Source organism: Salipaludibacillus neizhouensis (genome assembly GCF_002886185.1).
GTDB lineage: Bacteria > Bacillota > Bacilli > Bacillales > Salisediminibacteriaceae > Salipaludibacillus > Salipaludibacillus neizhouensis.
The window spans coordinates 2,384,587-2,409,404 of record NZ_KZ614146.1; the positions used below are offsets into that span (position 1 = coordinate 2,384,587).

Sequence of the window (24,818 nt, forward strand, 5' to 3'; positions counted from 1 at the left end):
GGTTTTCATACACAGTTTTTAGCAAGATTTTTAGTATCATTCAGCAAGATTCATTTTCATGGAATAATAGTATTTATTCTTTATAGAATTTCCGTTTCAGAAAAGCTGGGATTAACTTTTAAAAAAACTGAATAAAAAGAACATTGTGGTTTTCACAATGTTCTTTTTATGTTCCTTCTTTACTTAGGACATTTGTCCGGTCATGCTCGGGAAAGGGATCACGTCTGCTGGTGATGTTTTCATTTGATAGCTATAACATTTATAACCCTCTTCATTGCGTTTCATAAATGTTTTTTTAGTTATTGGTCGCAGTGCTCCCCAGATAAGGGTTTCTGGCTGATCCCACGAATGACATGCAATAATTTCTTGTTTAAAATAATAGGAGTAGCCCGAGATATAGTTTTTACAAATGTACCGAACTGTTTGTTTACTATGCACGCCTGATCACCTCTGAACTAGTATGTCATAAAATTAAAATAAATAAACGTTGTCATCATAGAATTGAAAAAACAGGCGTGTAAGCGATATCATTCCATTTGACTTTTCAACATTATTTGTCTACTATAATATAAGAGAGTATCAAAAAGGTTTGAATGATGTTAGCTAGGAGATGGTCAAATCTTACCAAGGAAAGTGTGCATGAATTTGCAAAATTTAGAAAATGGAAAAATATTGAGTCACCCTATTCATACTTTAATATTGCCAGCTGAAGAGGTTGCTCATGTTCAGCCTGATAATAACTTAGAGCACGCCTTACTAGTCCTGGTAAAATCAGGCTATACCGCAATACCAGTTTTAGATGCAACTTTTAAACTAAGTGGATTAATAAGTAAAGCACAAATATTGGATTCAATATTAGGAATGGAACGAATTGAACTGGAAAAATTAGATCAATGGAAAGTTAAAGATGTTATGACAACAGATATTGCTTGTGTCGATGAAGACATATCATTTGAACGAGTTTTATCATACTCCATTAATCATCCCTTTGTATGTATTGAAAACGAACATAAAGCCTTTCTTGGCATCATTCCAAGAAGTAAAATCTTAGCGTACCTTAATGGATATTTTCATGAACAAAGAAAGCTAGAACGTCCGTAATCAAGTTATGTGCCGAACTGAAACCTAGTTCGGTTTTTTTCGTCTTAAAGCCTTTTTCGATATTAAAGATGCTCGTTCATTTATGGAGATGCATATTTTCGCTGTAGACCATCTAATAATTCGGTAATTGCTTCGAAATTCTAATTGGCAGAGTTTTGTGTCCAATACGATCGAGCTAGAAGGATTAAAAAGCTTCCAATATTATAAAAACTCAATGCTAAAAGCACCTCACATTTTTCACACGATGAATGAGGTGCTTAACTATTTTATTAAACGCGGCAGCATTTCCACAAATAAATTTAATTCATAAATTTATTTAACTGTTTTTCCCTATCAGAAAACATCCCTTTTAACATAAGGTTTACAATGAAAGGAGGCACGAATGATTCATATTCTACTCGATCAATCATCTTTGTTTTATAAGAACCTAGCTCTTTAAATGCATGCACATGGCGCCAAGTTTTGAATGGAAAAGGTAATTTCTCTCCTTCATCCATAAAATAAGCTTCTGGAACTACTTTAGTAATCCTCCCTTTCCAGTGTAGCCGTAGCAGAATAAAATCTAAACGAAGATGTACCGAAGCTCCTTCTTTTACGTCTTTATCCCCAAGAATATCAATCTTTGGAAAAGCAGTAATACTAGCTAAATTCTCATTCGTCTGAAAAAATGACCAAACCTCTGATATCGAACGTGGAAGCTCAGTTTTATAATAAAAAGTATGACGAAACATAGACAGCCTCTTTTCCCTCTATTTACGCATAAACATTTACGAGTAAGCCGCGTATTTCTCCAACCATATTCAGGATATCTAATCCTTTCTTTTGTTCATTAAGAACAGCGTCAGTTAAATTCAAGAGTTTTTGGTCAACTTCTCTAACAATTTTGTAAACTTTAGTCCTTCCTCGTCTATTAAAACCTTTTCGCTCCTCCAGACTCAATCCAAGTTTAACAGCATCATCCATAAATTCTTTAACCAATTGCTTGTACTTTCGAAGTTCATCTATTGTTCTCGATTCAGATAACGTTTTTCCTTGGTCATCTATTTTAGTCAGCAGCTCATTCAATTTTTCATACTGAGCGTTATTACGACCTTGTTTCATAATTTCTTGAAAAGAAACCTTTGCTTCCGTACTGGCTTTTTTTTGATCTATCTTATTTAAACTGGCTCGTCCAACACGTTGCACATCCATTTTAGAATTCTCCTCTTTAAGTGGTTATTGTTTCTTCATTATATAAAATTTTTATTAAATTAGATAGAGACCATCTTGTATATATCCTATCAATTTCTTTGAGTATTGAACTTTATTCTATTTACAAAGTAAACTTTTTGGAAGGGTTTCTTCAATAAATCTTTATCAAAAAACATAAAGAAGCATCCAATTGCATTGTATTTTAATCGTATCCTATCAGCAACCTTCTATTGCAACCTACTCTACAAATAAAAGAAAGACTACCGAGGCAGCCTTTCTTAGTCGAATTCTACTGTAATAATTGAAGAACACCTTGTGGCAGCTGATTGGCTTGAGCAAGCATTGCTGTTGCTGATTGATTAAGAATATTGTTCCGAGTAAATTCCGTCATTTCAAGGGCCATATCTGCATCACGAATACGAGACTCTGCACTCGATAGATTTTCATGGGTCACTTGAAGATTATTTATTGTATGCTCCATTCGGTTTTGTAAAGCACCTAGTTGCGCGCGAGTATCAGATACATAACTAATTGCTCTGTCCAAAACAGATATAGGGTCTTCACCTTCTGCATATTCATCTTCATTTGCAATATTAATGTCTTTAATAGTGGTGGTAGTAAACTCTTCGTTTGTACCTAAGATATCAGAACTCATTTCTGGTATATTTATCTCAACGTTCTGACCTGAATTGGCTCCAATTTGAAAGAATAAATTATTATCATTACCATCTAATAGAGTTCGTGTGTTAAATTCTGTCTTGTCTGAAATGCTGTCTATTTCTTTCACTAATTCATCAATTTCTTTTTGAATTTGCTCTCTGTCTTCTTGTGTATTTGTATCATTAACACCTTGTACAGCTAACTCTCTCATTCTCTGTAACATCGAATGAACTTCAGTCAATGCACCTTCTGCAGTTTGGATAAGAGATATACCGTCCATCGCATTTCTTTCTGCTTGTTTTAAACCACGGATCTGAGATCGCATTTTTTCAGAGATTGCAAGCCCCGCCGCATCATCAGCAGCACGATTTATTCTTAAACCAGAAGAAAGTTTCTCTAAGTTTTTTGATGTAGCGTTTTGATTTTGATTCAAGTTCCTGTATGCATTTAAAGCTTGTATATTATTATTGATTTTCATTACGTGAGCACCCCTTAAATTTATTCGTACTTAATATTTTGTTCATAAGCACTGTTTTTCATCTTCAATGTTTTCTGAGAAGGATTATCGTTTGACTTTAATGCCTTCACCCAAGCTTCACTTAATGATTCAATAGTTGTGATAACTTCATCAATAATAGTTGTGTCTTTTTTAAAATTTGCGGTTACTAGCCTATCTGCCAAATAATTATAGAGTACATCTAACTGATCTGCTATTATCCCAGCTTCGTAGTTAATCCCCGCCCCTAATCGTTGGAGAATATCATTTGTTTTTTGAAGTTTTTCATTAGCGACAAAATAGTTTTTTTCATCTATAGCTTGCTTCGCATCTTCCAGATTATTTAGGCAGGCTTCATACAGAAGTGCCGTAATTTCCTGAGGAGATTTTTTATGTAAAGCTTCTTTTGAAATCAATTCGTTCACCTCCATGAAAACATCGCCACATCCATGTATGTTTTCGTGTCCATCCGTGTCTCTAATAGTATTATCGGTTACTTCCTATAAATAATTAATAGTTTCTTTCCATTTCTTCTATAAGTAATAACATTTCAGCAATAACCGCGTACAGCTGAGGAGGGATATTGTCTCCCAAATCCAAATCCAATAAATTTTCAAGTAGCATCGTGTCCTCTTCCAGGTGGATATTGTTCTCCTTGGCAAGATCAATAATTTTTTGAGCAACATATCCTTTCCCCTGAGCAACAATTTGAGGTTCCTCTCCATTTGCTTCATCATAACGAATGACCGCTGCAGAAGGACCATTTAATTTTCGCCGATTTACATGATTAAAATGCTTCGAGATCATCATATTTTAAAGTCAAATCCTTCCTTCGTCATAAATGGCAGCAATGGAGTTTCTTCTTGCGGAGCCTCGGCTGTTTTTTTCGCTTCTACTGCTGGTGACATTGTACTCGTTTTAATAGCATTGATATGGAAACCAACCTCTTTAAGGTTATCTAGATATTTTTGTCCTATTGCTTCCGCTTTCTCGTTGAAATCCTGGGAATCATTTTTTAACGTCACATTCAATGTTCGGTCAGAAACGTTCAAGGAAATTCCTAACGCCCCAAGTTTCTTCGTTTCAATATGGAAATATAGGTTACAATTCTCCCAATCTACTTGTTCTCCTTCATTTCTAGAATTCACAAATACTTGTAAATTCTCGGCTGCTCCTTTTAACATGATGGGTATTTGAAGCATTAACGTATGCATGTTTTGCTGAGAATCACTTCGACTGACTAATTGCTGTCCTGCCAAATGTTGAAGTGTTTGCTGAGCCTGCTGCTGGCTTCGGCTTCCTTCCTCTTCCCCTTTTGCCAACTGCATTAAAATAGATTTCATGTTCCGTTGCTGTAAATCTGGCGGGACTTCTTTACCTGCCGCAAGTAATTGTGCAAGCTCCGTCTCCCTGTTCATCCCCATCGCTCTTACGCCTTCAAATACTTGACGTCCAGATCCTTCTTGCGTCACGAAAGACCGAGAAACGTGATCCAAATGTTGTGATAATCTATGCACAGTAGGTTGTGGTTGTCTCCATTCTTGTTCTTGCGTTAAAAAGTGTTGCACCCGTTGATTCGATGGTTTAAATTGCATCGCGTCCATCGTTTGTTGCACACTTCTCACTAATTGCCTTGCTTCCTGATAATTCCCTTTTGCCAACAAATTTTTTGCTTGAGCAAGATCACTGCTAGCTCCTAACATTTTTCTTTCTGTCTTCATATCCGCAAAAAGCATCCAGTCATTTTTCATAATTGACCGATCCAACTGTTGGATAACATTCTCAAGCATCGGTCTAGTTTGTTGAACTGAATTTTGCCGGAATTGTTGTATCATTGTATCAATTCGACCTAATTGTTTTGACATATCACGTTGAAATTCCTTGAATTGATCTGTTGCTTGCGCTAGTCGCTCAGTTACTTCTATTACAAGAAAACTTTTTGACGATATTGGAGAAGACTGTAAAAAATCATTTTTCATATATTGTTGCATCTCTGTTTTAGAGTCGCTTATTAATTGAGCTTGTCCTTCTTTTGGAATGGCTTGTTCCACTTGTTGAAGAGTTTCTACCATTATTTGTCTTGCCTTTAGCTCTCTCCCTGATTCAAGGCGGTCCGTTGCTTGTAACATCCCTTGATTTAATTGTTGGGTGGATTGAGCAGAGAGGCTCGCCTGTGGCATCTCTGACTTAACCGTTGCAATTGCTTTTGATAAGTCAGATTCATTTTCAATCATTCCGAGCCAATTGGAAACTGTAGGTATACTTTGTTGCACTTGGTTAGTTGAGTGTGTTTGATTACTTAGAGATGTTTTCTGTAGCTGCTGAGTTAATTGAAGCATTCGATCTGCCGCTGCTTCCCTTCCTATTTTTGCTTGCGTAACAATCATTTCCCGAAGTGCTTGATTTACCTCTTGACGCAATTTCAGGTCACCAGTTCGCTGAACAACTTGCTGTAATTGCTCGATCGATTGCCGTACATTTTGCCCCGATTGCAAACTGTTGCGAACATTGTCTATTGCGCGTATAACTGCTTCTCTCGAAGGCATCCGGTTAGCTTCCTTCAATGAATCAGTCTGAGTAACAGGCTCTCTATTCACAGATTTAGTCATCTCTTTTATCTGGTCCGTTACTTTGGGTCCATGTAAAGCTTCATGCACCGCCCGAAGTTGAGAAGAACTTGGTTCCAATCTTTTTTGTGCCATCATTTCAATCGTTTGACCTCGTTCTTTTTGCGTTCCACGTCCAGATTCTAAATACTGTTTCAGGTCATTCGCTGATTCTTTCGTTAAAGGTACCCCTCGATCCAACAGCTTTTGTGTTGATTGTACAAGTTCCTTACTAGGTTCCTTATGTCCTAGATCCCGTAATACGCGCTCAGCAGATTGTCCACCAGGGTTGTTTGTTGCCGTCTCTTTTGATTGCCCAGTATCAGCCTGAACCTCTTTTACTTTTATTCCGTCATTTGATTTTTCTTGGACTTGGATATTAATTCGATCGTTTTCAGGAACTTTCCCTTCAAACTTTGCGCGAACCTCTTGTCCTCGAATCGATAAAACAGCTTCTCGGTCAGATATTCTTGATTCCACTCTCGCTTTATATATATCGCCTTCTCTTAATTGAGCAGGACGTTCGTTTCCTTTTGTTTGTATATTCAATTGTTGATTTTGTATTTCCATGGGTGATTCTCCTCCCAATACATCTCTACTTTCATATACATTATCGGTTTATAGGTGCAGGATGTTAAGACAATATAAGAAATCTGTAGCTAGCCAAATCAACGTAAGAAAAACGGCATAGCCGTCTTTTATTAAATACAGCGTCAGTTTCCACCGCCATGTTTTAAGTATCAAGGGTGGGTTTCCCTTGATGCGTGCGGTGTGAAGGTAGCTGCCAATTTTATAAATTCTTATCTCACAAAAAAACGTCAACAGTTATTCTGTAGACGTTTTTGCTAATTCTCTTCTTCTTTATTAAATAAATCATTACGTAAAAAATCCTTTTCCAGACTTGTTCCCCGTCTCTTTCTGTCTCGTAACTGATCGCTTCGATCTGATTTTCCTATTTGGGTTCCTTTTAATAATGCACTCTCACCGTACTTATTTCTCAAGGCATCGACTATTCCGTTTAATTTGTCCTCTTTTTCCTCTTTATCATAGGCAAATAAATCTAATTGTTTATATGCTGATCCTTTTTCAACTAAATCCATTCCAGTCACACCTAGCAACCGTATCGGATCTCCATTCCAATATTTCACCCATAACTCCCATGCGGCTGTAAAGATGTCATCGTGCGAATGAACCGGATAAATAAGCTTATGTGACCTTGTTACCGTATTGTGATCATGGTAACGAATCGTCAATTGAATGTTACCGGCATAAACATTTTTTCTCCGTAAACGACGTCCAACAGAATCGGAAAGGTTCATGATTACTTTTCGGACAAGAGCTTGACTCGTTGTGTCTTTTGGTAATGTTGTGGAGTTCCCGATGCTTTTAAATTCATTCACAGAATCCGGATCCACAGGACGATCATCAATTCCATAGGCTTTTTCGTAAATTCGCATTCCGCCTATTCCTAGTTTCCGTTGAAGTTTTTCCGGATCAGCGTTGGCAATATCTCCAATTGTATAAATACCCATTTTTTCTAATTTCTCTGAAGTTTTACCGCCAACTCCATGCATTTCTATCGTTTTCAACGGCCACAGAACAGAGCTGACTTCCCGCTTTCGTAAAATGGTGATTCCCATCGGTTTTTTCATATCACTAGCCATTTTAGCCAGGAATTTATTTGGGGCTATACCAATACTACTGGGAAGCGCTAATTCTTTTTTTATGCGAACTTGGATATGTTTTGCTAGTTCTAGTGCTTCTAAGGAAATATTTGCGTCAGTTACATCCATATAACCCTCATCAATGGAGACTGGTTCTACTAACGGTGTGTACTCATATAATAGTTGAAACATTTGTTTAGAAGCCTGACGATACCGGTCAAAATTTGGTTCCCGTACAATAAGTTCGGGACACTTCTTTAATGCTTCCCAAAGAGGCATCGGCGGTTTAACTCCTCTTGCTCTTGCCTCGTAACTGGCCGTCACAACAATCCCTCTTCTTTCTTTAGCATTTCCCGCAATGGCTAAAGGCTTACCTAAAAGCTTTGGGTCATAAGCTGCTTCTACAGAGGCGTAAAAACTATTCATATCGACATGAAAAAGCACTCTTCCTTTAGCCATCATCTGACACCTGCTCTCAATAAATCTCTCTTTCTATTTTGCCTCTTTTGAACAAATAAATCAACGAACAAACGTTTCCCAAAAAATAAAAACCTCACTCTTCAGTATTCAGAGCGAGCTTTCCATTTTTTTACATATGAACGTTTATTTCTTTTCTTCCAGTTATAATATGTGTTATTATAATGATTAATATAGTTGAGAGGTGGTCAGAACTATGCCGCAATTTGTCCGAACTTATGATCTGGTTTTAATCCGAGTAGTGGAGGTAGTGACTGATTACGTAAGAAAGGAATGGCCATCACCTACCATACGACAACTTTCATCCAAAATAGGTTATTCCGAAGAAGTAATTCTTGAATCAATAGAATTTGGTACCATCGAGCCTGCCACCCTGTTGCAATAAAGAGAGTGGGGCTCTTTTTTCTTACATCTATTAGTATTCTATTTATCTTTTAAGTTAGTACTATTACTTTTCGTAGCACTCCCAACCCAGTCAACAAACTCTTTGCCATGAAAATGCAGATTAAATTCTCTGCTGAATTCCGCAACATATTCCATCATGACCGGATCATTATCCCACTTTTCTTTAATGAAATTAAGTACTTTAAACTCTTTAAGTTGCGATTCTTCCCTCTTCCTATCTCCTTTTTCCGTTAATTCAACATATGTAACTCGCAAATCTTTTGTGTCCTTTGACATGACTATTAGTTCTTTTTTTGCGAGTCTCGTCATCATTTGCATAACTGTGGACCGGTTCCACAACCCTAATGTCGCAATTTCCGAAATAGAAATTTTATGCTTAGAATAGATAATCCACATGACGTGCTGTTCGGCAAAAGTTAAACCTAACTCTTTTGCTTTACATTGCCACTCATCTTCTAAAGCTTTCCCTATCCCACGTACATAATTTAAAATGCGATGTTCCAGCATTGCTTCTTCCATCTTCTTCACTTCTTTCTAACAGTATATTACAAGTATCTTACCATATATTTCATAAAAAAAAAGAAAGAGGACATTCTCATAAGCCGATCACTCATCGAACTCCTCTTTAACTGTTATTGCTTTGCGGCCGTTTGGGTAATAGCAACCACTAGTTCTGCAGTTTTCACCAATTCCGTAATCTTAAGTCGTTCATTCGTTGTATGGATTGCTTCATAACCAACTCCTAAATTAATTGTAGGAATCCCAAAACCTGCAAATACATTAGCATCACTGCCGCCTCCACTTTGTTTCAATGTTGACTGCCTTCCTATATTAGAAACCGCTTTTTTTGCAATTTCAACGACCTGTTCGCCTTCCATATGCTTAAATCCTGGATAAATTAGCTGGATATCAACATCTACACTACCACCCATTTCAGTCGCTGCTGTTTCATACGCTTGTTTCATTGCTTGTGCCTGCGCTTCCATTTTTCCGGGAAGCAATGATCTCGCCTCTGCAAGAATCTCAACACGATCACAAACGATGTTTGTTTGACTTCCGCCCTCGATACGACCGATATTTGCTGTTGTTTCGTCATCAATTCTTCCTAGTGGCATTGCTGCAATTGCTTTAGAGGCTATGGTAATTGCGGAAATACCTTTTTCAGGAGCGACACCTGCGTGAGCTGTTTTTCCGTGTACAACTGCTTTAACTTTTGCTTGAGTCGGTGCAGCCACGATGATCGTTCCAACATCCCCGTCACTATCAAGCGCATAACCATACTTAGCTATGATATCCTCTGCGTTCAAAGCTTTCGCTCCTACCAATCCGGATTCTTCCCCAACAGTAATAATAAATTGAATCGTTCCATGCGTAATTTCTTTTTCTTTAATCACACGAACAGCTTCCAGCATCGCTGCTAAGCCAGCTTTATCGTCTGCTCCAAGAATCGTTGAACCATCCGTTTTTATGTAACCGTCTTCTATTAGGGGTTCTATCCCTTTGCCTGGTACTACTGTATCCATATGAGAAGTGAAATAAATTGGATCAACTTGCAAAGTTCCTTCTAACGTGCAAATCAGATTTCCTGCACCATGTCCAGTAATAGCAGTACTTTCATCTTCTTTCACAATCACTCCTAAGTTCTCAAATTTATTCTTTAAAACATCTGCAATTTTGCGTTCATAACGGGTTTCCGAATCCACTTTCACTAGTTCTAAAAACTCTTCGATCAATCGTTGTTCATTTACCATCCGTAATTTCCCTCCAATGTGAAAATAGTTTGCTTTGTTATTGTAGCAAACTATTTGATCCCTTCCCAATTATAAAGAAATCTCGGTAGTAAATGCTATTAATTAAAGTACTCATGATAAAAAACTATGAAGAACCCTTCATTACAAAATAATAGAGTTACATAGATCGGATTTATCGATGAGCCTGAACCCCTATCACGGTATCGTCCTACCTAGAGCCGATTCGAGCCTCTCTGTACGGCGAAAATACAATCTCTAATACACCAAAATTTTATACATTCCGGTGTAAAAGGACCACATTCGCCCTTAAGAGAAAACGTGATCTGAGTCTATACGTCCCTTATAAACTAAACACGTAAAAACTATAAAGGTATATTTCCATGCTTCTTAAGCGGACGAGTTTCTTCTTTATCAGCTAGCATATCTAAACTTTGGATAAGCTTTATTCTAGTCTCCCGCGGATCTATGACATCATCAATCATCCCATTTGCCGCGGCTATATATGGGTTTGCAAATTTCTCCCGATATACTTCTATTTTTTCTTCGCGCGTTTTAGACGGATCATTACTGTCCTTTATCTCTTTTGCAAATATAATATTTGCCGCGCCATGAGGTCCCATTACAGCAATTTCAGCATTCGGCCAAGCATAAACGATATCAGCACCAATCGCTTTACTGTTAAGCGCAACATAAGCCCCTCCGTAAGCCTTTCTCGTAATCACGGTAATCTTTGGTACAGTCGCTTCAGAATATGCGTAAAGTATTTTAGCACCATGACGTATAATCCCTCCGTGCTCTTGTTGTACCCCAGGAAAAAATCCGGTTACATCCTCAAATGTAATAAGAGGGATTTGAAAGCTATCGCAAAAACGTATATGTCTTGCTATTTTATCTGATGAATCAATATCGAGACCACCTGCCATCACTTTCGGCTGATTGGCTATAATCCCTATCGAATATCCTTCCATTCTCGCAAAACCAACCACTGCATTTTTAGCAAATTTTTTATGTACCTCTTTAAACGTGTTAGGATCCACAATCTCTTTAATGATACCTCTTACATCATAAGACTTACTAGGATCCATCGGTACAAGGTCAAGTAGATCAAAAAGGAAGTCTTCTTTTTTCTTAAAAGCCGTTTTAGGAGGTTTTTCACCTTGATGCTGTGGTAAATAACTTAATAATGATCGGACCTCAAGAAGTGCTTCTTCTTCTGTTTTACAGGAAAAATGAGCATTTCCGCTCTTGGCACTATGAACAGATGCTCCGCCTAACTGTTCCGCAGAAATAGTTTCCCCTGTCACTGTTTCGATAACTTTAGGGCCGGTAATAAACATCTGACTCGTATTTTCCACCATAAAAACAAAATCAGTTATAGCCGGCGAATACACTGCTCCGCCTGCGCAAGGTCCCATGATCACTGAAATTTGTGGAATGACTCCCGAATAAATTGCATTTCGGTAAAAAACATGTCCATATCCATCAAGAGAAAGCACTCCTTCTTGAATGCGTGCTCCTCCTGAGTCATTTAATCCAATAAAAGGAGCTTTATTCTGCACAGCTAAATCCATCACTTTTGCTATTTTTTTAGCATGCATTTCACCAAGTGCACCACCGTAAACCGTGAAATCTTGTGCAAAAAGAAAAATTTTACGCTTATTCACCTGACCATAGCCGGTAACAACACCTTCTCCTGGTGCTGACCCTTTTTTCATACCTTCTTCATCAAATCGGTGTTCCATAAACGGATTTAGTTCCACAAATGTTCCTTCATCTACGAGTATATCAATGCGTTCTCTTGCAGTGAGCTTTCCTTTATTATGCTGCTTATCTCTTCTGTCATCTCCCCCGCCCATCTCAATTTTTCGCCGCTTATCATATAACTCGTTAATTTTATCGTACATGTCCATATTACTCGCCCCCTTTCTTTGTTTCACAAAGTTCGAGTAATGCGCCATGTGTGCTTTTAGGGTTTAAAAAAGCTATTGGATAGCCTGCAGCACCTTGTTTTGGCACCTCATCAATTAACGACACTCCTTGAGCTTTTAATTGATCTAACCGCTCCTGAATGTTATCTACTGCCAACGCAATATGATGGACCCCTTCCCCTCTTTTATTTAAAAATTTATGGATAGGACTGTTATTTCCAAGCGGCTCTAATAGCTCTAATTTCATATTCCCAATCGGTAAAAAGGCTACTTTAACTCCTTGTTCCGGTACTTCAATAATTTCCTGGACTTTAAGTTGAAAATGATTTTCATAAAAAGCTGTCGATTCTTCTAAAGAATGGACGGCTATACCTATATGATCAATTTTTTTTGGTGGATCTATTTTCCCTGTATATTCTCCGCGATGTTTTCTGACAGCTTGTTCTATAAAAGTTGCCACGACTTTTGTAGACGTCCCTGGAGTAAAAATCTTTAGAATGCCTTTTTTTTCAAGTGTTTTGACATCTTCCAAAGGAATAACTCCACCTCCAAAAACTAGAATATCCTCGGCTTCATTTTCTTTCAAAACGTTAAGCACTTCTGGAAAAAGCACATTGTGCGCTCCTGACAAACTCGATAAACCAATGACATCTACATCTTCTTGAATAGCAGCTTTTACGATTTGTTTCGGTGATTGTCTCAGTCCAGTATAAATAACCTCCATTCCTGCATCACGCAGCGCTTGAGAGATAACTAAAGCTCCTCGGTCATGTCCATCTAATCCTGGTTTAGCAATTAATACCCGTATCTTATCCACGATAGACTCCTCCTTGTATTACTCCTGATATTCTCCAAAAACATCTCTAAGGGCATGGCAAATCTCTCCAACCGTTGCATATTCTTTTACCGCTTCTATAATCACGTACATTAAATTATCTGTGCCTCTTGCAGCTAACCTAAGCTGGCCTAATAATTCTTGTACCTTCTTTTCATTTCGACGATTACGGATAGCGGTCAGACGCTTTAATTGAGCTTCCACAAAAGCTTCGTCTACCTTCATTAAATCCGGTTGTTGTTCGTCTCCAACCTGAAATTTATTGACCCCTACTACAATATCTTCTTGATTTTCCAACCGCTTCTGCGTGTCATAGGCCGCACGATGAATTTCCCTTTGCATGTATTGTTTTTCAACTGCAGCCACAGCCCCGCCCATTTCATCAATTTGTTTAATATATTTTTGTGCTTCTCTTTCAAGATCATCTGTTAATGCCTCAATAAAGTAAGAACCACCTAAAGGATCAACTGTATCGGAAACACCAGTCTCATGAGCAATGATTTGTTGCGTCCTTAATGCGATTCTTGCAGATTCTTCTGTCGGTAGAGATAAAGCCTCGTCTTTTCCATTTGTGTGCAGACTTTGAGTTCCTCCCAGAACAGCAGCGAGCGCTTGAAGAGCAACACGAACGACATTATTTTCCGGTTGTTGAGCCGTTAAAGTAGATCCTGCCACCTGGGTATGAAACCGCAATTGCCAACTTTTCGGTTTTTTTGCATGAAATCTGTTCCTCATTATATTTGCCCACATTCTTCTTGCTGCACGAAACTTCGCAATTTCTTCGAAAAATCCATTATGGCCGTTAAAAAAGAATGCTAGTCTTGGTGCAAAACGATCCACATCGAGCCCTGCTGCGATCGCAGCCTCCACATATGCTATTCCATTGGCTAACGTAAAAGCTAACTCCTGCACCGCAGTAGAGCCAGCCTCACGTATATGGTAACCACTGATACTTATCGTATTGAACGCTGGTACATTCTCTGAACAATATGCAAAAATATCGGTTATGAGTCTCATTGATGCTTTAGGAGGATAAATATATGTGCCCCTAGCAATATATTCTTTTAAAATATCATTTTGTATCGTCCCTTGAATTTCTTCTGTCGGAACCCCTTGCTTTTCTGCCACAGCAATATACATTGCCAGTAATACAGCAGCCGGAGCATTAATCGTCATCGAGGTGCTCACTTGGTTCAACGAAATTTGATCAAAGAGCATTTCCATATCCTCTAACGAATCAATCGCCACACCAACTTTTCCTACTTCCCCTAGCGCCATTGGATCATCTGAGTCGTATCCGATTTGAGTCGGTAAATCAAATGCTACCGATAATCCTGTCTGCCCTTGATCTAATAAGTAGCGAAATCGTTTATTCGTTTCTTTGGCTGAACCAAAACCCGCATATTGCCTCATCGTCCAGTGCTTACCGCGATACATCGTTCCACGTATCCCCCTTGTATAAGGAAATTCGCCAGGAAAACCAATATTATTAATGTAAGCGCTGTCAATTTTACTCGGAAAATGACTTCTATTAACTGTAATATTAGAAGAAGTATGGAATGTTTTTTCTCTTTCAGGGCGGTTGATTAACTCTTTTTCTATGCTTTCCTGCCATTTTCGAAGTTCACTTTTTTCCTCTTCCATTGCTTTGTCCTCCTTCACGCCCTACTTTAGTGGTAAAAGAATGATCTGAATATAACATATCATGACTCCCCTTAAGAATGAAGTGTTTCTTTTCTTTTTTCAGTCATTCTCATGTTTCCTTTGATTTTCTTTTCATATCTACTTGAAAAATTGCTCATAACACTATAGTATATAAAGGAGAAATGTTAGAGGAGGGAAGAAACATGCCCCGTAAATTTCGAAAAGCAATCGTGTACATGATGATTATTGTCATGTTTTTAGGTACTGTTTTAATGGGAATCTCATTGTAATATTGACATACGAAAGGGCAGCCACAATTGGCTGCCCTTTTTTCTATCTGCTTAAAGCTCCGTTCTCTATTCCTAGCTCTTCCATTGATTTTTCACTGGATGTAACCAAAATTCTTGTACCTAATGGAATCTCTTCAAACAATATTTCCACATCTGCATTTTTTAATCGAATACAGCCATTCGTTACATTATGCCCTATTGAAGAAGGTCTATTTGTCCCGTGAATACCATAAACCCTGCCGTCTGTTTCCTTTGCATCGAAACCAATCCATCGGGATCCAAGTGGATTTTTCTCATCACCGCCTGGAATATCCATTTTTCGATAATAAGGATTTTTTGCCTTTACACTAGCAGTGAACTCTCCCTGCGGGGTATCCTCACCATTCTTTCCAATTGCTACCTCAAATTGTTGCTTCACTTCTCCATCATCTATAAAGGCAAGCTCGTGAGAAGTTGTTTTTACTATGATATAAGGATCCCCTACAAGAGGATTCTCACCTAACGGCCAAATGGGTGAAATAACATATAGTACAGCAAGAAAGATAGAAAACATCAAGTCTCAGTCCTTTTTACGCTTATTCTCCATCATTTCAATGCTTCTTATTCAACGAAACACTTTATATTCTTTGATTGGTTTAAATTGCTCTTTTATCATTAAGTATTGTTCTAGTTCTCTTACGAGATGTGCAAGAGCAGACCTAGCTTCGAACTCATCCCTTGTTGTAGGTAAGGGCATATTTTTAAAAGATTCCCGAAGTTCTTCAATTTTTTCGATATAAATATGTGCCGTATTCTTTGGATGTACTCCGTCGGCCAAATCATCCATAAAATCCGCGAGCATATCACCTTGAATAACCTGATAGTCCATAGATGTTAAAAGTGGCATCATTCGTTCAATAATATCCAACTGTTTTTCACGCATTTTAAAATAATGATAATAGACATCTTCATAACGGAGGACATGGTTTTCTAAATTTTGCAAAGCATGATTTTTACCTTTTTGGAGTATCGTGGTGGCTTCTGTAATTTCATTGCCATCCCAAATGTTATCACCTACACGAATATACGCTGCAAATTCATGAAATATTTTGCCGTAACAGTCTTCGATTTCAGACTGAAGTTTTTCAAGACCCTTTTCTTTACTTGGCATATACAAATTTGCGATTAATGCAATACCAATACCAATTGATATTAGTGCTAATTCATTCAAAAACAATTCAAAACTAAAATCAGATACTGTATATATGTGCATCATAAGTACAAAACTTGTGACTATTCCTTCCTTGACCTTTAACAAAAGCGTCGTAGGAATAAACACTAGTAACACGATTCCTACACTCAAAGGAGTGTAACCAATCGTTTCAAAGATCAACACCGCAAAGGCAATTCCTATTAATGCTGCTAAGAATCTAGCCCAGGATATAGAAATTGATTTACGTCTTGTTTTTTCAATACATAAAACAGTAATAATTCCTGCTGATGCAAAAAAGTCTAATTGAAATGCTTGAGCAATCATGATTGCAATCGATGCCCCAACTGCTGTTTTGACTGTCCGATAACCGATTCTAAACATGTAGTTCACCTGATTTCTACTAAATAAAACAGTTTTGTTTTCTATCCGTATTTTTTGTAAGTCTACACTATATATTCTTTTAAAACGATATGTTCTCTGCTGTTAATTAAAAAAAACTTCAGTATCTATACTGAAGTTTTTTTAATATATGTATATGGTGCGCCTGCCAGGATTCGAACCCGGAACGCGAGAGCCGAAATCTCGTATGATATCCATTTCACTACAGGCGCAAAGGTGCGGAAGAACTTCATCCGCACTATAGGAGTATAGCAACTTCATTCAAAAAAATCAACCATTTCTAACAATTTCTTTAGATTACTCTGCTTTTTCTTCAAACATTTTCTCAAAACGCTCGTTCAATTGTTCTTCGTTATAGCCTAACTCCCCAAGTCTTCCGGCAAAATTCTTTGCCCACAAGGTAAGTCTTTGTGACATTTTGGCAAACTTTTTCGCTTTTTGTCCTTTTTCCTGTTTTGAGCGGTCTTCTGCGTTTGACATAACATTTTCGGAAATAAATAATGCTTTCCAAACGTCCTCTTCTGCAAACTGATCCGCTTGTTCATTAAATGTTTTAATAATCTTTTTATAATAATTTTCAAACTCATCAAATGGAATTTCCTCTTCCATTTTCAAATAAACTTGGATTTGTTTATATAATTCTTCCATCCTAACACTCCTTACCTATATTAAAATTTAATATGTATGAAAAATTCCGTGATAGCGTGCATTTATATGTGAAATCAGTCGACCGAAAATATTATACCACAAAGAAAAGACGGTTTCCACCGTCTCTTCAATAAAATGTTATTTTAAAGGGTTTACTTAAAGTATGTCTCAAATCCCTGTTCGAGTTTTTGGACTACTTCAATTGGTTCATGACCTTCAATTTCATGTCTTTCTAACATCATTTTGATTTCCCCGTCTTTTAAAAGTGCAAAGGAAGGAGATGAAGGAGCATAACCTTTAAAAAAGCTTCTAGCCTTTTCTGTAGCTTCCTTGTCTTGTCCAGCGAACACAGTTAGATAATTATCTGCTTTGATTTCGAAGTTCTTCATATAGGCTGCAGAAGGTCTTGCAATGCCCCCTGCACATCCGCAGACAGAATTTACAAGAACAACGGAAGTTCCTGGCTTATTAAAAACATCTTCTACGTCTTCTGGACTTTCCAGTTGCTGATATCCAGCTTCAATCATATCGTTACGAGCAGCTTGCACTACATCATTCATAAACATTTGAAATTCCACAAGTTACACCCTTTCTATAGTTGGACTGTAATTCTATTTTACATCGTTAGACGGTTGTTTACCAATATATTGTTTGATTATTTATATAGGATGTTCAAAAAGGTAGTTTTTTACCTTTTTGAACATCCTATATGCAATGAGCGAAACCGCTGCATTGTCTTAGCCTGGGCTGAGTGGTTTTCTCAGAACAGGCGTGCAGCGTGTGTAGCCATGAATTTGTTGCTTTGTTATCAAGGAGGCTGAAGCATTGCCCGCGCAAAGCGTCCCCTTATAGCGGATTCGAGTCCTTTTGATCGAAAGCATACACCTGTTAAAAAAGTAACAGCAAGTAATGAAAACTTGCTGTCACCTCCGTTGTATTTATTGTAAAGCTGTTCTTAGTGTTTCAATGTTTTGCTCCATAAGGGAAAAATAATCTTCATCATTTTCGACCTCTTCTTCTGTTAGTGCTTCAATGTTATGTAACCATAACTCTTCCGCTCCAACTTCTGTCCGAACTGTTTCGGCAATATCTGTAGGGATGCTCTGTTCAAACATTACGTAATTAATCTTATTAGTACCCATAAAATCGATTACATCCTGAATTTGTTGAATCGACGGTTCGTTTGTTGATGAAAGACCGGAAATAGCAGATTGTTTAATACCATAACGCTCTTCCCAGTACCCGTAACCAGCGTGAGAAACAATAATTGTATCTTGAGTTATTTCATTAGCCATTTGTTGAAAGGAATCATCTAATTCTTCTAACTCCAATTTAAGTTCTTCAAAATTCCCGGTAAATTCTTCTTCCATTTCTGGATTAATTTCCACTAAAGCGTCTTTAATATTTTCTGCAAGCTGGATTGAACGGATTGGATCCAACCAAACATGAGGATCTTCTTCCCCATGAGCATGCTCCGTGCTTTCAGTGTCTGTTTCATTATTTTCATGTGCATGATTATTCTCTTCGTTGCCCTCATGTGCATGATTGTTCTCTTCGTTGCTCTCATGTGAGTGATTGTTCTCTTCATTGTTTTCATGTGCATGATTGTTCTCTTCGTTGCTCTCATGTGCATGATTGTTTTCTTCGTTGCTCTCATGTGCATGATTGTTCTCTTCGTTGCTCTCATGTGCATGATTGTTTTCTTCCTCATGGCTTGCTTCATCATGACTATGATCAAACCCAATTAGATCTATTCCGTCTGAAGCAGCTAGTATTTTCACTTCTTGAGAGTCAACCGCATCCTTAATACTATCTGCAAATCCCTCGAAATCTGCACCATTATAAATAAATAAATCCGATTCAGCAATTTCGATCATTTGATTAGCAGTAGGCTCAAACGTATGTGCATCTGCTCCAACTGGGACGATGTTATTCACATTTACGTGCTCACCGCCAATGCGGTTTGTAAACTCTTCTAGAGGGAATAACGTAGTCATAATCTCTATCGTTTCGGTAGATTCATTTGCTTCGTCTTCCCCATTGTTGTTTGAATTCACAGTGTTTTGGCTATCTCCACAGGCGGATAACATCACTGCTGTAACTAAAAGAACAGAAAAAATAATCATTCGTTTCTTCATTTCCTTCCCCTTTCGTAACTATTACGTTTTGTTTTATTCACAAACAGAAGTATATCGTACAAATTACGATTTGTAAATAATAATGATTACGATTCATGATTGAATATGTATTCCTTATTTATGAAGTCCAAGAACAATAAAATAACACACAGAAAGATACGCTTCTCGCGCTCATTCTATGCGTTATTAAAACACTCTATTGAATCTTTCAATTTTTTACATATTTAATGTATTCTCATTCATATTCTCTAATACATATTTAATGTGCCCCATAAATTTACCGGAGATTAAACCATCCAATACACGATGATCTAATGACATGCATAAATTCACCATATGACGAATAGCTATCGCATCATTTTCCAGAACAACTGGACGCTTAACAATCGATTCCACCGAAAGAATCGCTGCTTGAGGTGAGTTTATAATTGGCTGTGATTGAATCGAACCGAAGGAACCTGTGTTATTTAAAGTAAATGTTCCATCTTGCACATCTTCTTGCTTCAATAAATTGTTTCGCGCTTTTTTGGCAATGTCATTCAATTCACGGGCAAGCCCTTTGATGTTCTTTTCATCAGCGTGTTTAATGACAGGCACAAACAATCCGTTATCAGTAGCAACGGCCATGGAAAGATGAACATCCTTATATTGAATGATTTTATCTCCTGCCCATTTCGAATTTACTTCAGGATATTTTTTTAACGCATCTATTGTGGCTTTCATAAAAAACGGTAAAAAAGTTAATTTAATTCCTTCATTTTTTAAAAAATCACCTTTTATTTTTTCCCGATAGCGCACAAGGTTCGTTACATCTACTTCGATCATCATCCATGCATGAGGTGCCTCATGTTTGGATTTGACCATATTTTCAGCAATTGTTTTACGAACCCCGCTTACGGGAACCTCGATTACCCTATCGTCAGAAGAAGTAGCTGACTTTTTATAGTTCGAAATTTCAGCGTCAGCAACACTGTCTCTTGCAGACAGTTTAGCAGCGGTTGAAGATTCGGATATTTCGTTTGATTCTGGCGTAAAACCTTTCTCAATAAGCGCAAGCAGATCTTTTCTGGTCACTCTGCCGCCTTTTCCTGAGCCATTGACTTCAGTGAGATCAATACCATGTTCTTGTGATAATCGAAGCACAGCGGGTGAATAACGCTTTTTATGAGAGGAATCTTCAACCTCCTGTGAGGAACTAGTTTGTTCCTGAACAGCATCTGATGTTTTTTTATCTTCAGAGGAGGGACTATCTTCTTCCTGTTTCACAGTTTGTCCTTCTACATCCATATAACAAATAACTTTCCCAACATCAATTTTTTCATCTTCTTGTGCAATTAATTCTTTAATAACCCCCGTGTATGAGGAAGGAACCTCTGCATTGACTTTGTCTGTCATTACTTCCGCAAGAGGATCATATTTATTCACTTTATCTCCTGGCTTCACAAGCCATTTTGTAATCGTTCCTTCTGTAACACTCTCACCTAATTGAGGCATTGTAATTTCTGTTACCATCTATATAACCTCCTATTCTAGTACTCCGCTAAATCCCGCATAGCTTTTTCCACTTTCTCAGGATTAATCATAAAGTTTTTCTCCAATGGAGGTGCGTAGGCCATTGCAGGAATATCTGCTCCCGCTAATCTTTTTATTGGTGCATCTAATTCAAATAAACAATTCTCAGCGATAATAGCTGCTACTTCACTAATAATACTTCCCTCTTTATTATCTTCCGTAATCAAAAGAACTTTACCTGTCTTTTTAGCTGCATTTATAATAGCTTCTTGATCTAAGGGGTAAACTGTTCGAAGATCTAATACATGTGCTTCATATCCATCTTCAGCCAGACTTTCTGCTGCTTGCAATGCAAAATGAACACAAAGACCGTAAGTAATAACTGTGATGTCTTCTCCTTCACGTTTTATATCTGCTTTCCCGATTGGCAGCGTGTAATCCTCGTCTGGTACTTCTCCTTTTATTAATCGGTACGCTCGTTTATGCTCCAAAAATAAGATTGGATCGTCTGAACGAATAGAAGCTTTTAATAAACCCTTCGCGTCATAAGGAGTCGAAGGCATAACTATTTTCAAACCAGGGACATTTGCAAACATCGCTTCAATCGATTGTGAATGATATAGTGCACCATGAACACCACCACCGTAAGGAGCACGGAAAGTAATCGGACACGTCCAATCGTTATTTGACCGATAACGAATCTTCGCTGCTTCTGAAACAATTTGGTTCACTGCAGGCATAATAAAATCTGCAAATTGCATTTCTGCAATAGGACGCAATCCATACATGGCTGCACCAATTGCAACTCCAGCAATTGCTGATTCTGCTAAAGGCGTATCCATCACACGGCTTTCTCCGAACTGATCATAGAGTCCAGCTGTTGCCCTGAAGACTCCCCCGTGTTTGCCAATATCTTCTCCAAGCACAAAGACATTTTCATCTCGTTCCATTTCTTCTTTCATTGCTCTAGTTATTGATTCGATATACGATATTACTGGCATATAATCACTCCTCTCCGTAAACGTGGTTCATCATCGATTCAGGTTCAGCATAAGGCGCCTTTTCTGCATAATCCGCTGCCTCGTCAATTTCAATACGAAATTTAGCACGAATCGCTTCTTCTTTCTCTTTTGTTAATAAGCCAATTTCTGTTAAATATGCTCCAAAAGTGTGAATCGAATCTTGTTCTTTTGCTGTATCTACTTCTGTTTTTTCACGGTACTTACTATCATCATCATCACTCGAGTGCGGTGTTAAACGGTATGTAACCGTCTCAATAAGCGAAGGGCCTTCACCCTTTACAGCCCGTTCTCTTGCTTTGAAAATCGCTTCATAGACGGCGATAGGATCATTGCCGTCTACTGATTCTCCATGGATACCATATCCTGCTGCGCGATCGGAAACTTTATCAATGTTCAGCTGTTTATCTAGCGGAACTGAGATAGCATATTTATTATTCTCGCACATAAAAATAACCGGAAGATCGTGCACACTGGCAAAATTAATGCCTTCATGAAAATCTCCTTGATTTGAAGAACCTTCTCCGAATGTGGTAAAAGCGACGAAATCTTCTTTTTTCATTTTAGCGGCCAGTCCAAATCCAACTGCATGCGGGACTTGCGTCGTTACAGGGGACGATCCAGTTACAATCCGATTTTTCCTTTGACCAAAATGTCCAGGCATTTGTCGACCTCCTGAATTAGGATCCTCTGCTCTCGCAAAGCTGGAAAGCATCAAGTCTTTTGCAGTCATTCCAAAATGAAGAACGATCCCCATGTCACGGTAATATGGCAATATATAGTCTTTCTTTTTATCTAATGCCATTGCGGCTCCGACTTGCGCTGCCTCCTGCCCTTGGCAAGATATAACAAAGGGAATTTTCCCTGCTCGGTTTAATAACCACATTCGTTCATCGATCATTCGTGCTAAAAGCATCGTTTCATACATTTTCAAAACTTCTTCATCAGTTAATCCAGCTTTATGGTGTTGAAGTTCACTCATAAGAACTACCTCCCCTTGTTTTTAAAAGTTATCTATTTTTTGTCGTCTGTTTACATGAGAATCCATTACGCATTCCAATTGTTTATTAACCGTGTATTTCTTTTCCGTCTACCGCCAGCGCAGCTTCTCCCATAATCTCTGATAAACTTGGATGGGGATGAATAGTTGAAGCTACTTCCCAGTGCGTGGCATCCAGGACTTTTGCTAATGCAGCTTCTGAAATCAGATCAGTCACATGCGCACCTATCATATGAACTCCGAGTAAATCCTCTGTTTTAGAATCGGATACAAATTTTACAAAACCTGAACTATCCCCATTAACAAGCGACTTGCCAATTGATTTAAACAGGAACTTACCGGTCTTCACTTTAAAGCCACGTTCTATTGCAGTCCGCTCCGTTAACCCGATACTTGCTACTTCAGGAGATGAGTATGTACATTTTGCAACGAACTCTTCTATGACAGGGTGTGCTTCTTCTCCAGCCATGTGTTCAATAGCAGCGATACCTTCATGTGAAGCTACATGAGCTAGTTGTAGTCCACCAATCACGTCACCAATTGCGTATATGTGAGATTCTTTCGTTTGGTATTTTTTATTCACTGCGATGACATCATTTTTCACTTGGATGTCTGTATTCTCTAGACCAATATCCTTTATGTTAGCAGAACGTCCAACAGAGACCAAAGCTTTCTCGGCTTTGACAGTTTTCTTTTTTCCATCGTGTTCGAAAGTTACAAGGACTTGTCCATCTGTTATCGTTACTTCTTCAGATAACACCTTCGCAGCGGTTAAGACGTTGACTCCCTTTTTCTTTAATGCTCGCTCCATCTCTTGAGATATGTCTTCATCTTCTAATGGAAGAATGCGGTCAACATATTCAAGTACCGTGACTTCTACGCCGAAGTCTGCAAACATCGAAGCCCACTCTACTCCAATAACCCCTCCGCCAATGATTGTAATTGTCTCTGGCAGCTTTTCTAAACGCAGAGCACCTTCTGAAGAAAGTATATGTTCTTCATCCATCGTCAAACCTGGAAGTGACTTTGGATGACTTCCGGTTGCAATCAACACATTTTTTGGAATGAGCATGTCATTCTCAGAACCACTATTATTTTCAACTGAAATTGTTCCTGCTGAAGGTGAAAATATTGATGGCCCTAAGATCCTGCCGAATCCTTCAAAAATATCGATTTTACCTTTTTTCATAAGATATTGAACACCTTTATATAGTTGTTCAACAACTGCGGCTTTTCTTTCTTGCACCTTTAAAAAATTCAACGAAGTATTTTCTGTCATAACACCGAATTCTTCTGCATTCTGGACAGTTTTAAATACTTCAGCACTTCGTAATAAAGCTTTACTTGGGATACACCCTTGATGTAAACATGTACCACCGAGTTTTTCTTTTTCAACTACCGCTACCTTCAAACCAAGCTGACTAGCACGTATAGCAGCAACATAACCACCTGTACCAGCTCCTAATATGACCAGATCATATTCTTTAGTCATGATAAACCCCCATTCTTTATTTTGACAAGATAAAAGAATAGTATTGATAAAATATTATATTAACCGAAGTGCAGAGAGATAATGAAAATTCTTATGACCCCTTACACATTCGGTCTTATGATCAATAGAATTCAAAAAAAGATTTGTATTCACTGATTTTACCAATAAATATGATGTTTATACAATGGAATAATCTTTTGTTTCTTCAAATCCTCGTAAAACTCTTAACATACCTGGGATTAAAGCCTGCATTTCATTCTCACCTGGTTTTACAATTACCTTGATAACCATTCTACACGAGAGATGATTTTATAGACAAATTCTTTTCCATAGGCTGCGACTAATCCGCCTAAATTCAATGCACCTGTCC

The 24,818-nt window shown here is 38.0% G+C and carries 25 protein-coding genes, 1 tRNA gene and 1 pseudogene; 3 read left to right on the forward strand and 24 right to left on the reverse strand.

The annotated features are described in order from the left end of the window. Positions 1-183: 183 nt before the first annotated feature. Positions 184-438 (reverse strand): hypothetical protein, encoded by a 255-nt coding sequence (locus CEF18_RS11215; RefSeq protein WP_110936553.1) that lies wholly within the window; start codon positions 436-438, stop codon positions 184-186. Positions 439-639: 201 nt separating this feature from the next. Between CEF18_RS11215 and cbpB the strand changes: the two genes are divergently transcribed. Further along, positions 640-1,101, forward strand: coding sequence for a cyclic-di-AMP-binding protein CbpB (gene cbpB / locus CEF18_RS11220; RefSeq protein WP_110936554.1), 462 nt, complete (start codon positions 640-642; stop codon positions 1,099-1,101). A gap of 299 nt (positions 1,102-1,400) precedes the next feature. Here cbpB and CEF18_RS11225 read toward each other — a convergent pair whose 3' ends face one another. The 7 genes from CEF18_RS11225 to CEF18_RS11255 all read right to left on the reverse strand — a co-directional run bounded on the left by CEF18_RS11225 (position 1,401) and on the right by CEF18_RS11255 (position 8,180). Further along, positions 1,401-1,832: an SRPBCC family protein gene (locus tag CEF18_RS11225; protein WP_110936555.1), complete on the reverse strand. Its 432-nt coding sequence runs from the start codon at positions 1,830-1,832 to the stop codon at positions 1,401-1,403. 22 nt (positions 1,833-1,854) lie between these two features. After that, a complete protein-coding gene (locus CEF18_RS11230; RefSeq protein ID WP_110936556.1) occupies positions 1,855-2,292 on the reverse strand; it encodes a YaaR family protein in 438 nt (145 codons plus the stop codon). Positions 2,293-2,581: 289 nt separating this feature from the next. Beyond that, entirely contained in the window at positions 2,582-3,430 is an 849-nt protein-coding gene (gene hag, locus CEF18_RS11235) for a flagellin Hag (RefSeq protein WP_110936557.1), read from the reverse strand. Positions 3,431-3,450: 20 nt separating this feature from the next. After that, the gene (gene fliS / locus CEF18_RS11240) at positions 3,451-3,873 is read right to left on the reverse strand and encodes a flagellar export chaperone FliS (protein WP_223292375.1); all 423 of its coding nucleotides are present in this window, start codon (positions 3,871-3,873) and stop codon (positions 3,451-3,453) included. 85 nt (positions 3,874-3,958) lie between these two features. Next, positions 3,959-4,258 carry an EscU/YscU/HrcU family type III secretion system export apparatus switch protein gene (locus CEF18_RS11245; RefSeq protein ID WP_183040892.1) on the reverse strand — a complete coding sequence of 100 codons (300 nt, stop codon included), beginning with the start codon at positions 4,256-4,258 and terminating at the stop codon, positions 3,959-3,961. Continuing rightward, positions 4,255-6,624: a hypothetical protein gene (locus tag CEF18_RS11250; protein WP_110936559.1), complete on the reverse strand. Its 2,370-nt coding sequence runs from the start codon at positions 6,622-6,624 to the stop codon at positions 4,255-4,257. Before CEF18_RS11250 ends, CEF18_RS11245 begins: the two co-directional genes overlap by 4 nt. Before the next feature lie 275 nt (positions 6,625-6,899). After that, positions 6,900-8,180 carry a DNA polymerase IV gene (locus tag CEF18_RS11255; protein ID WP_110936560.1) on the reverse strand — a complete coding sequence of 427 codons (1,281 nt, stop codon included), beginning with the start codon at positions 8,178-8,180 and terminating at the stop codon, positions 6,900-6,902. A 211-nt stretch (positions 8,181-8,391) separates the two neighbouring features. Here CEF18_RS11255 and CEF18_RS11260 point away from each other — a divergent pair, with 211 nt between their 5' ends. Beyond that, positions 8,392-8,580: a hypothetical protein gene (locus CEF18_RS11260; RefSeq protein ID WP_110936561.1), complete on the forward strand. Its 189-nt coding sequence runs from the start codon at positions 8,392-8,394 to the stop codon at positions 8,578-8,580. Positions 8,581-8,618: 38 nt separating this feature from the next. On the opposite strand, the gene CEF18_RS11265 is transcribed toward CEF18_RS11260, so the two are convergent. The 5 genes from CEF18_RS11265 to CEF18_RS11285 form a co-directional block, all read right to left on the reverse strand. Next, the gene (locus tag CEF18_RS11265; RefSeq protein WP_110936562.1) at positions 8,619-9,119 is read right to left on the reverse strand and encodes a MarR family transcriptional regulator; all 501 of its coding nucleotides are present in this window, start codon (positions 9,117-9,119) and stop codon (positions 8,619-8,621) included. 113 nt (positions 9,120-9,232) lie between these two features. Further along, the gene (locus tag CEF18_RS11270) at positions 9,233-10,351 is read right to left on the reverse strand and encodes a M20/M25/M40 family metallo-hydrolase (protein WP_110936563.1); all 1,119 of its coding nucleotides are present in this window, start codon (positions 10,349-10,351) and stop codon (positions 9,233-9,235) included. A gap of 362 nt (positions 10,352-10,713) precedes the next feature. Beyond that, positions 10,714-12,261, reverse strand: coding sequence for an acyl-CoA carboxylase subunit beta (locus CEF18_RS11275; protein WP_110936564.1), 1,548 nt, complete (start codon positions 12,259-12,261; stop codon positions 10,714-10,716). 1 nt (position 12,262) lies between these two features. Further along, positions 12,263-13,099 carry a methylmalonyl-CoA epimerase gene (mce, locus tag CEF18_RS11280; RefSeq protein ID WP_407690416.1) on the reverse strand — a complete coding sequence of 279 codons (837 nt, stop codon included), beginning with the start codon at positions 13,097-13,099 and terminating at the stop codon, positions 12,263-12,265. A 15-nt stretch (positions 13,100-13,114) separates the two neighbouring features. Then, on the reverse strand, positions 13,115-14,758 hold the full coding sequence (locus CEF18_RS11285; RefSeq protein ID WP_110936566.1) for an acyl-CoA mutase large subunit family protein: 1,644 nt from the start codon (positions 14,756-14,758) through the stop codon (positions 13,115-13,117). Positions 14,759-14,961: 203 nt separating this feature from the next. Here CEF18_RS11285 and prli42 point away from each other — a divergent pair, with 203 nt between their 5' ends. After that, the gene (gene prli42 / locus CEF18_RS27175; RefSeq protein WP_183040939.1) at positions 14,962-15,048 is read left to right on the forward strand and encodes a stressosome-associated protein Prli42; all 87 of its coding nucleotides are present in this window, start codon (positions 14,962-14,964) and stop codon (positions 15,046-15,048) included. Positions 15,049-15,091: 43 nt separating this feature from the next. Here prli42 and CEF18_RS11290 read toward each other — a convergent pair whose 3' ends face one another. From CEF18_RS11290 to CEF18_RS26455, 11 genes and pseudogenes are all read right to left on the reverse strand, one after another. After that, positions 15,092-15,601, reverse strand: a complete 510-nt coding sequence (locus tag CEF18_RS11290) for a L,D-transpeptidase (RefSeq protein ID WP_110936567.1) — start codon at positions 15,599-15,601, stop codon at positions 15,092-15,094. A gap of 51 nt (positions 15,602-15,652) precedes the next feature. After that, positions 15,653-16,621 carry an aromatic acid exporter family protein gene (locus tag CEF18_RS11295; protein WP_110936568.1) on the reverse strand — a complete coding sequence of 323 codons (969 nt, stop codon included), beginning with the start codon at positions 16,619-16,621 and terminating at the stop codon, positions 15,653-15,655. A 155-nt stretch (positions 16,622-16,776) separates the two neighbouring features. Further along, positions 16,777-16,851, reverse strand: a tRNA-Arg gene (locus tag CEF18_RS11300). 85 nt (positions 16,852-16,936) lie between these two features. After that, positions 16,937-17,287, reverse strand: coding sequence for a hypothetical protein (locus CEF18_RS11305; RefSeq protein ID WP_110936569.1), 351 nt, complete (start codon positions 17,285-17,287; stop codon positions 16,937-16,939). Between the two features lie 152 nt (positions 17,288-17,439). Next, a complete protein-coding gene (locus tag CEF18_RS11310) occupies positions 17,440-17,853 on the reverse strand; it encodes a BrxA/BrxB family bacilliredoxin (RefSeq protein WP_110937669.1) in 414 nt (137 codons plus the stop codon). Positions 17,854-18,225: 372 nt separating this feature from the next. Continuing rightward, a complete protein-coding gene (locus CEF18_RS11315; RefSeq protein WP_110936570.1) occupies positions 18,226-19,425 on the reverse strand; it encodes a metal ABC transporter solute-binding protein, Zn/Mn family in 1,200 nt (399 codons plus the stop codon). A 216-nt stretch (positions 19,426-19,641) separates the two neighbouring features. After that, positions 19,642-20,937 (reverse strand): dihydrolipoamide acetyltransferase family protein, encoded by a 1,296-nt coding sequence (locus tag CEF18_RS11320; RefSeq protein WP_110936571.1) that lies wholly within the window; start codon positions 20,935-20,937, stop codon positions 19,642-19,644. Positions 20,938-20,954: 17 nt separating this feature from the next. Then, a complete protein-coding gene (locus CEF18_RS11325) occupies positions 20,955-21,938 on the reverse strand; it encodes an alpha-ketoacid dehydrogenase subunit beta (RefSeq protein WP_110936572.1) in 984 nt (327 codons plus the stop codon). A gap of 4 nt (positions 21,939-21,942) precedes the next feature. Next, positions 21,943-22,938 carry a thiamine pyrophosphate-dependent dehydrogenase E1 component subunit alpha gene (locus tag CEF18_RS11330; RefSeq protein ID WP_110936573.1) on the reverse strand — a complete coding sequence of 332 codons (996 nt, stop codon included), beginning with the start codon at positions 22,936-22,938 and terminating at the stop codon, positions 21,943-21,945. 85 nt (positions 22,939-23,023) lie between these two features. Continuing rightward, positions 23,024-24,448, reverse strand: coding sequence for a dihydrolipoyl dehydrogenase (gene lpdA, locus CEF18_RS11335; RefSeq protein ID WP_110936574.1), 1,425 nt, complete (start codon positions 24,446-24,448; stop codon positions 23,024-23,026). 177 nt (positions 24,449-24,625) lie between these two features. After that, positions 24,626-24,798 (reverse strand): annotated as a pseudogene (locus tag CEF18_RS26455) (butyrate kinase); the annotation flags it as partial. Positions 24,799-24,818 lie beyond the last annotated feature (20 nt).

Excerpts from the sequence above, each read along its gene's own strand:
- cbpB (WP_110936554.1), top strand. The coding sequence starts at position 640 with ATGAATTTGCAAAATTTAGAAAATGGAAAAATATTGAGTCACCCTATT.
- CEF18_RS11275 (WP_110936564.1), bottom strand. The coding sequence starts at position 12,261 with ATGGACATGTACGATAAAATTAACGAGTTATATGATAAGCGGCGAAAA.
- prli42 (WP_183040939.1), top strand. The coding sequence starts at position 14,962 with ATGCCCCGTAAATTTCGAAAAGCAATCGTGTACATGATGATTATTGTC.
- CEF18_RS11325 (WP_110936572.1), bottom strand. The coding sequence starts at position 21,938 with ATGCCAGTAATATCGTATATCGAATCAATAACTAGAGCAATGAAAGAA.
- CEF18_RS11260 (WP_110936561.1), top strand. The coding sequence starts at position 8,392 with ATGCCGCAATTTGTCCGAACTTATGATCTGGTTTTAATCCGAGTAGTG.
- CEF18_RS11265 (WP_110936562.1), bottom strand. The coding sequence starts at position 9,119 with ATGGAAGAAGCAATGCTGGAACATCGCATTTTAAATTATGTACGTGGG.
- CEF18_RS11290 (WP_110936567.1), bottom strand. The coding sequence starts at position 15,601 with ATGTTTTCTATCTTTCTTGCTGTACTATATGTTATTTCACCCATTTGG.
- CEF18_RS11295 (WP_110936568.1), bottom strand. The coding sequence starts at position 16,621 with ATGTTTAGAATCGGTTATCGGACAGTCAAAACAGCAGTTGGGGCATCG.
- CEF18_RS11330 (WP_110936573.1), bottom strand. The coding sequence starts at position 22,938 with ATGAGTGAACTTCAACACCATAAAGCTGGATTAACTGATGAAGAAGTT.
- CEF18_RS11245 (WP_183040892.1), bottom strand. The coding sequence starts at position 4,258 with ATGATGATCTCGAAGCATTTTAATCATGTAAATCGGCGAAAATTAAAT.
- CEF18_RS11250 (WP_110936559.1), bottom strand. The coding sequence starts at position 6,624 with ATGGAAATACAAAATCAACAATTGAATATACAAACAAAAGGAAACGAA.
- lpdA (WP_110936574.1), bottom strand. The coding sequence starts at position 24,448 with ATGACTAAAGAATATGATCTGGTCATATTAGGAGCTGGTACAGGTGGT.
- CEF18_RS11230 (WP_110936556.1), bottom strand. The coding sequence starts at position 2,292 with ATGGATGTGCAACGTGTTGGACGAGCCAGTTTAAATAAGATAGATCAA.
- CEF18_RS11315 (WP_110936570.1), bottom strand. The coding sequence starts at position 19,425 with ATGAAGAAACGAATGATTATTTTTTCTGTTCTTTTAGTTACAGCAGTG.
- CEF18_RS11270 (WP_110936563.1), bottom strand. The coding sequence starts at position 10,351 with ATGGTAAATGAACAACGATTGATCGAAGAGTTTTTAGAACTAGTGAAA.
- CEF18_RS11310 (WP_110937669.1), bottom strand. The coding sequence starts at position 17,853 with ATGTTTATGAATGATGTAGTGCAAGCTGCTCGTAACGATATGATTGAA.
- CEF18_RS11305 (WP_110936569.1), bottom strand. The coding sequence starts at position 17,287 with ATGGAAGAATTATATAAACAAATCCAAGTTTATTTGAAAATGGAAGAG.
- hag (WP_110936557.1), bottom strand. The coding sequence starts at position 3,430 with ATGAAAATCAATAATAATATACAAGCTTTAAATGCATACAGGAACTTG.
- CEF18_RS11255 (WP_110936560.1), bottom strand. The coding sequence starts at position 8,180 with ATGATGGCTAAAGGAAGAGTGCTTTTTCATGTCGATATGAATAGTTTT.
- CEF18_RS11285 (WP_110936566.1), bottom strand. The coding sequence starts at position 14,758 with ATGGAAGAGGAAAAAAGTGAACTTCGAAAATGGCAGGAAAGCATAGAA.
- CEF18_RS11225 (WP_110936555.1), bottom strand. The coding sequence starts at position 1,832 with ATGTTTCGTCATACTTTTTATTATAAAACTGAGCTTCCACGTTCGATA.
- CEF18_RS11320 (WP_110936571.1), bottom strand. The coding sequence starts at position 20,937 with ATGGTAACAGAAATTACAATGCCTCAATTAGGTGAGAGTGTTACAGAA.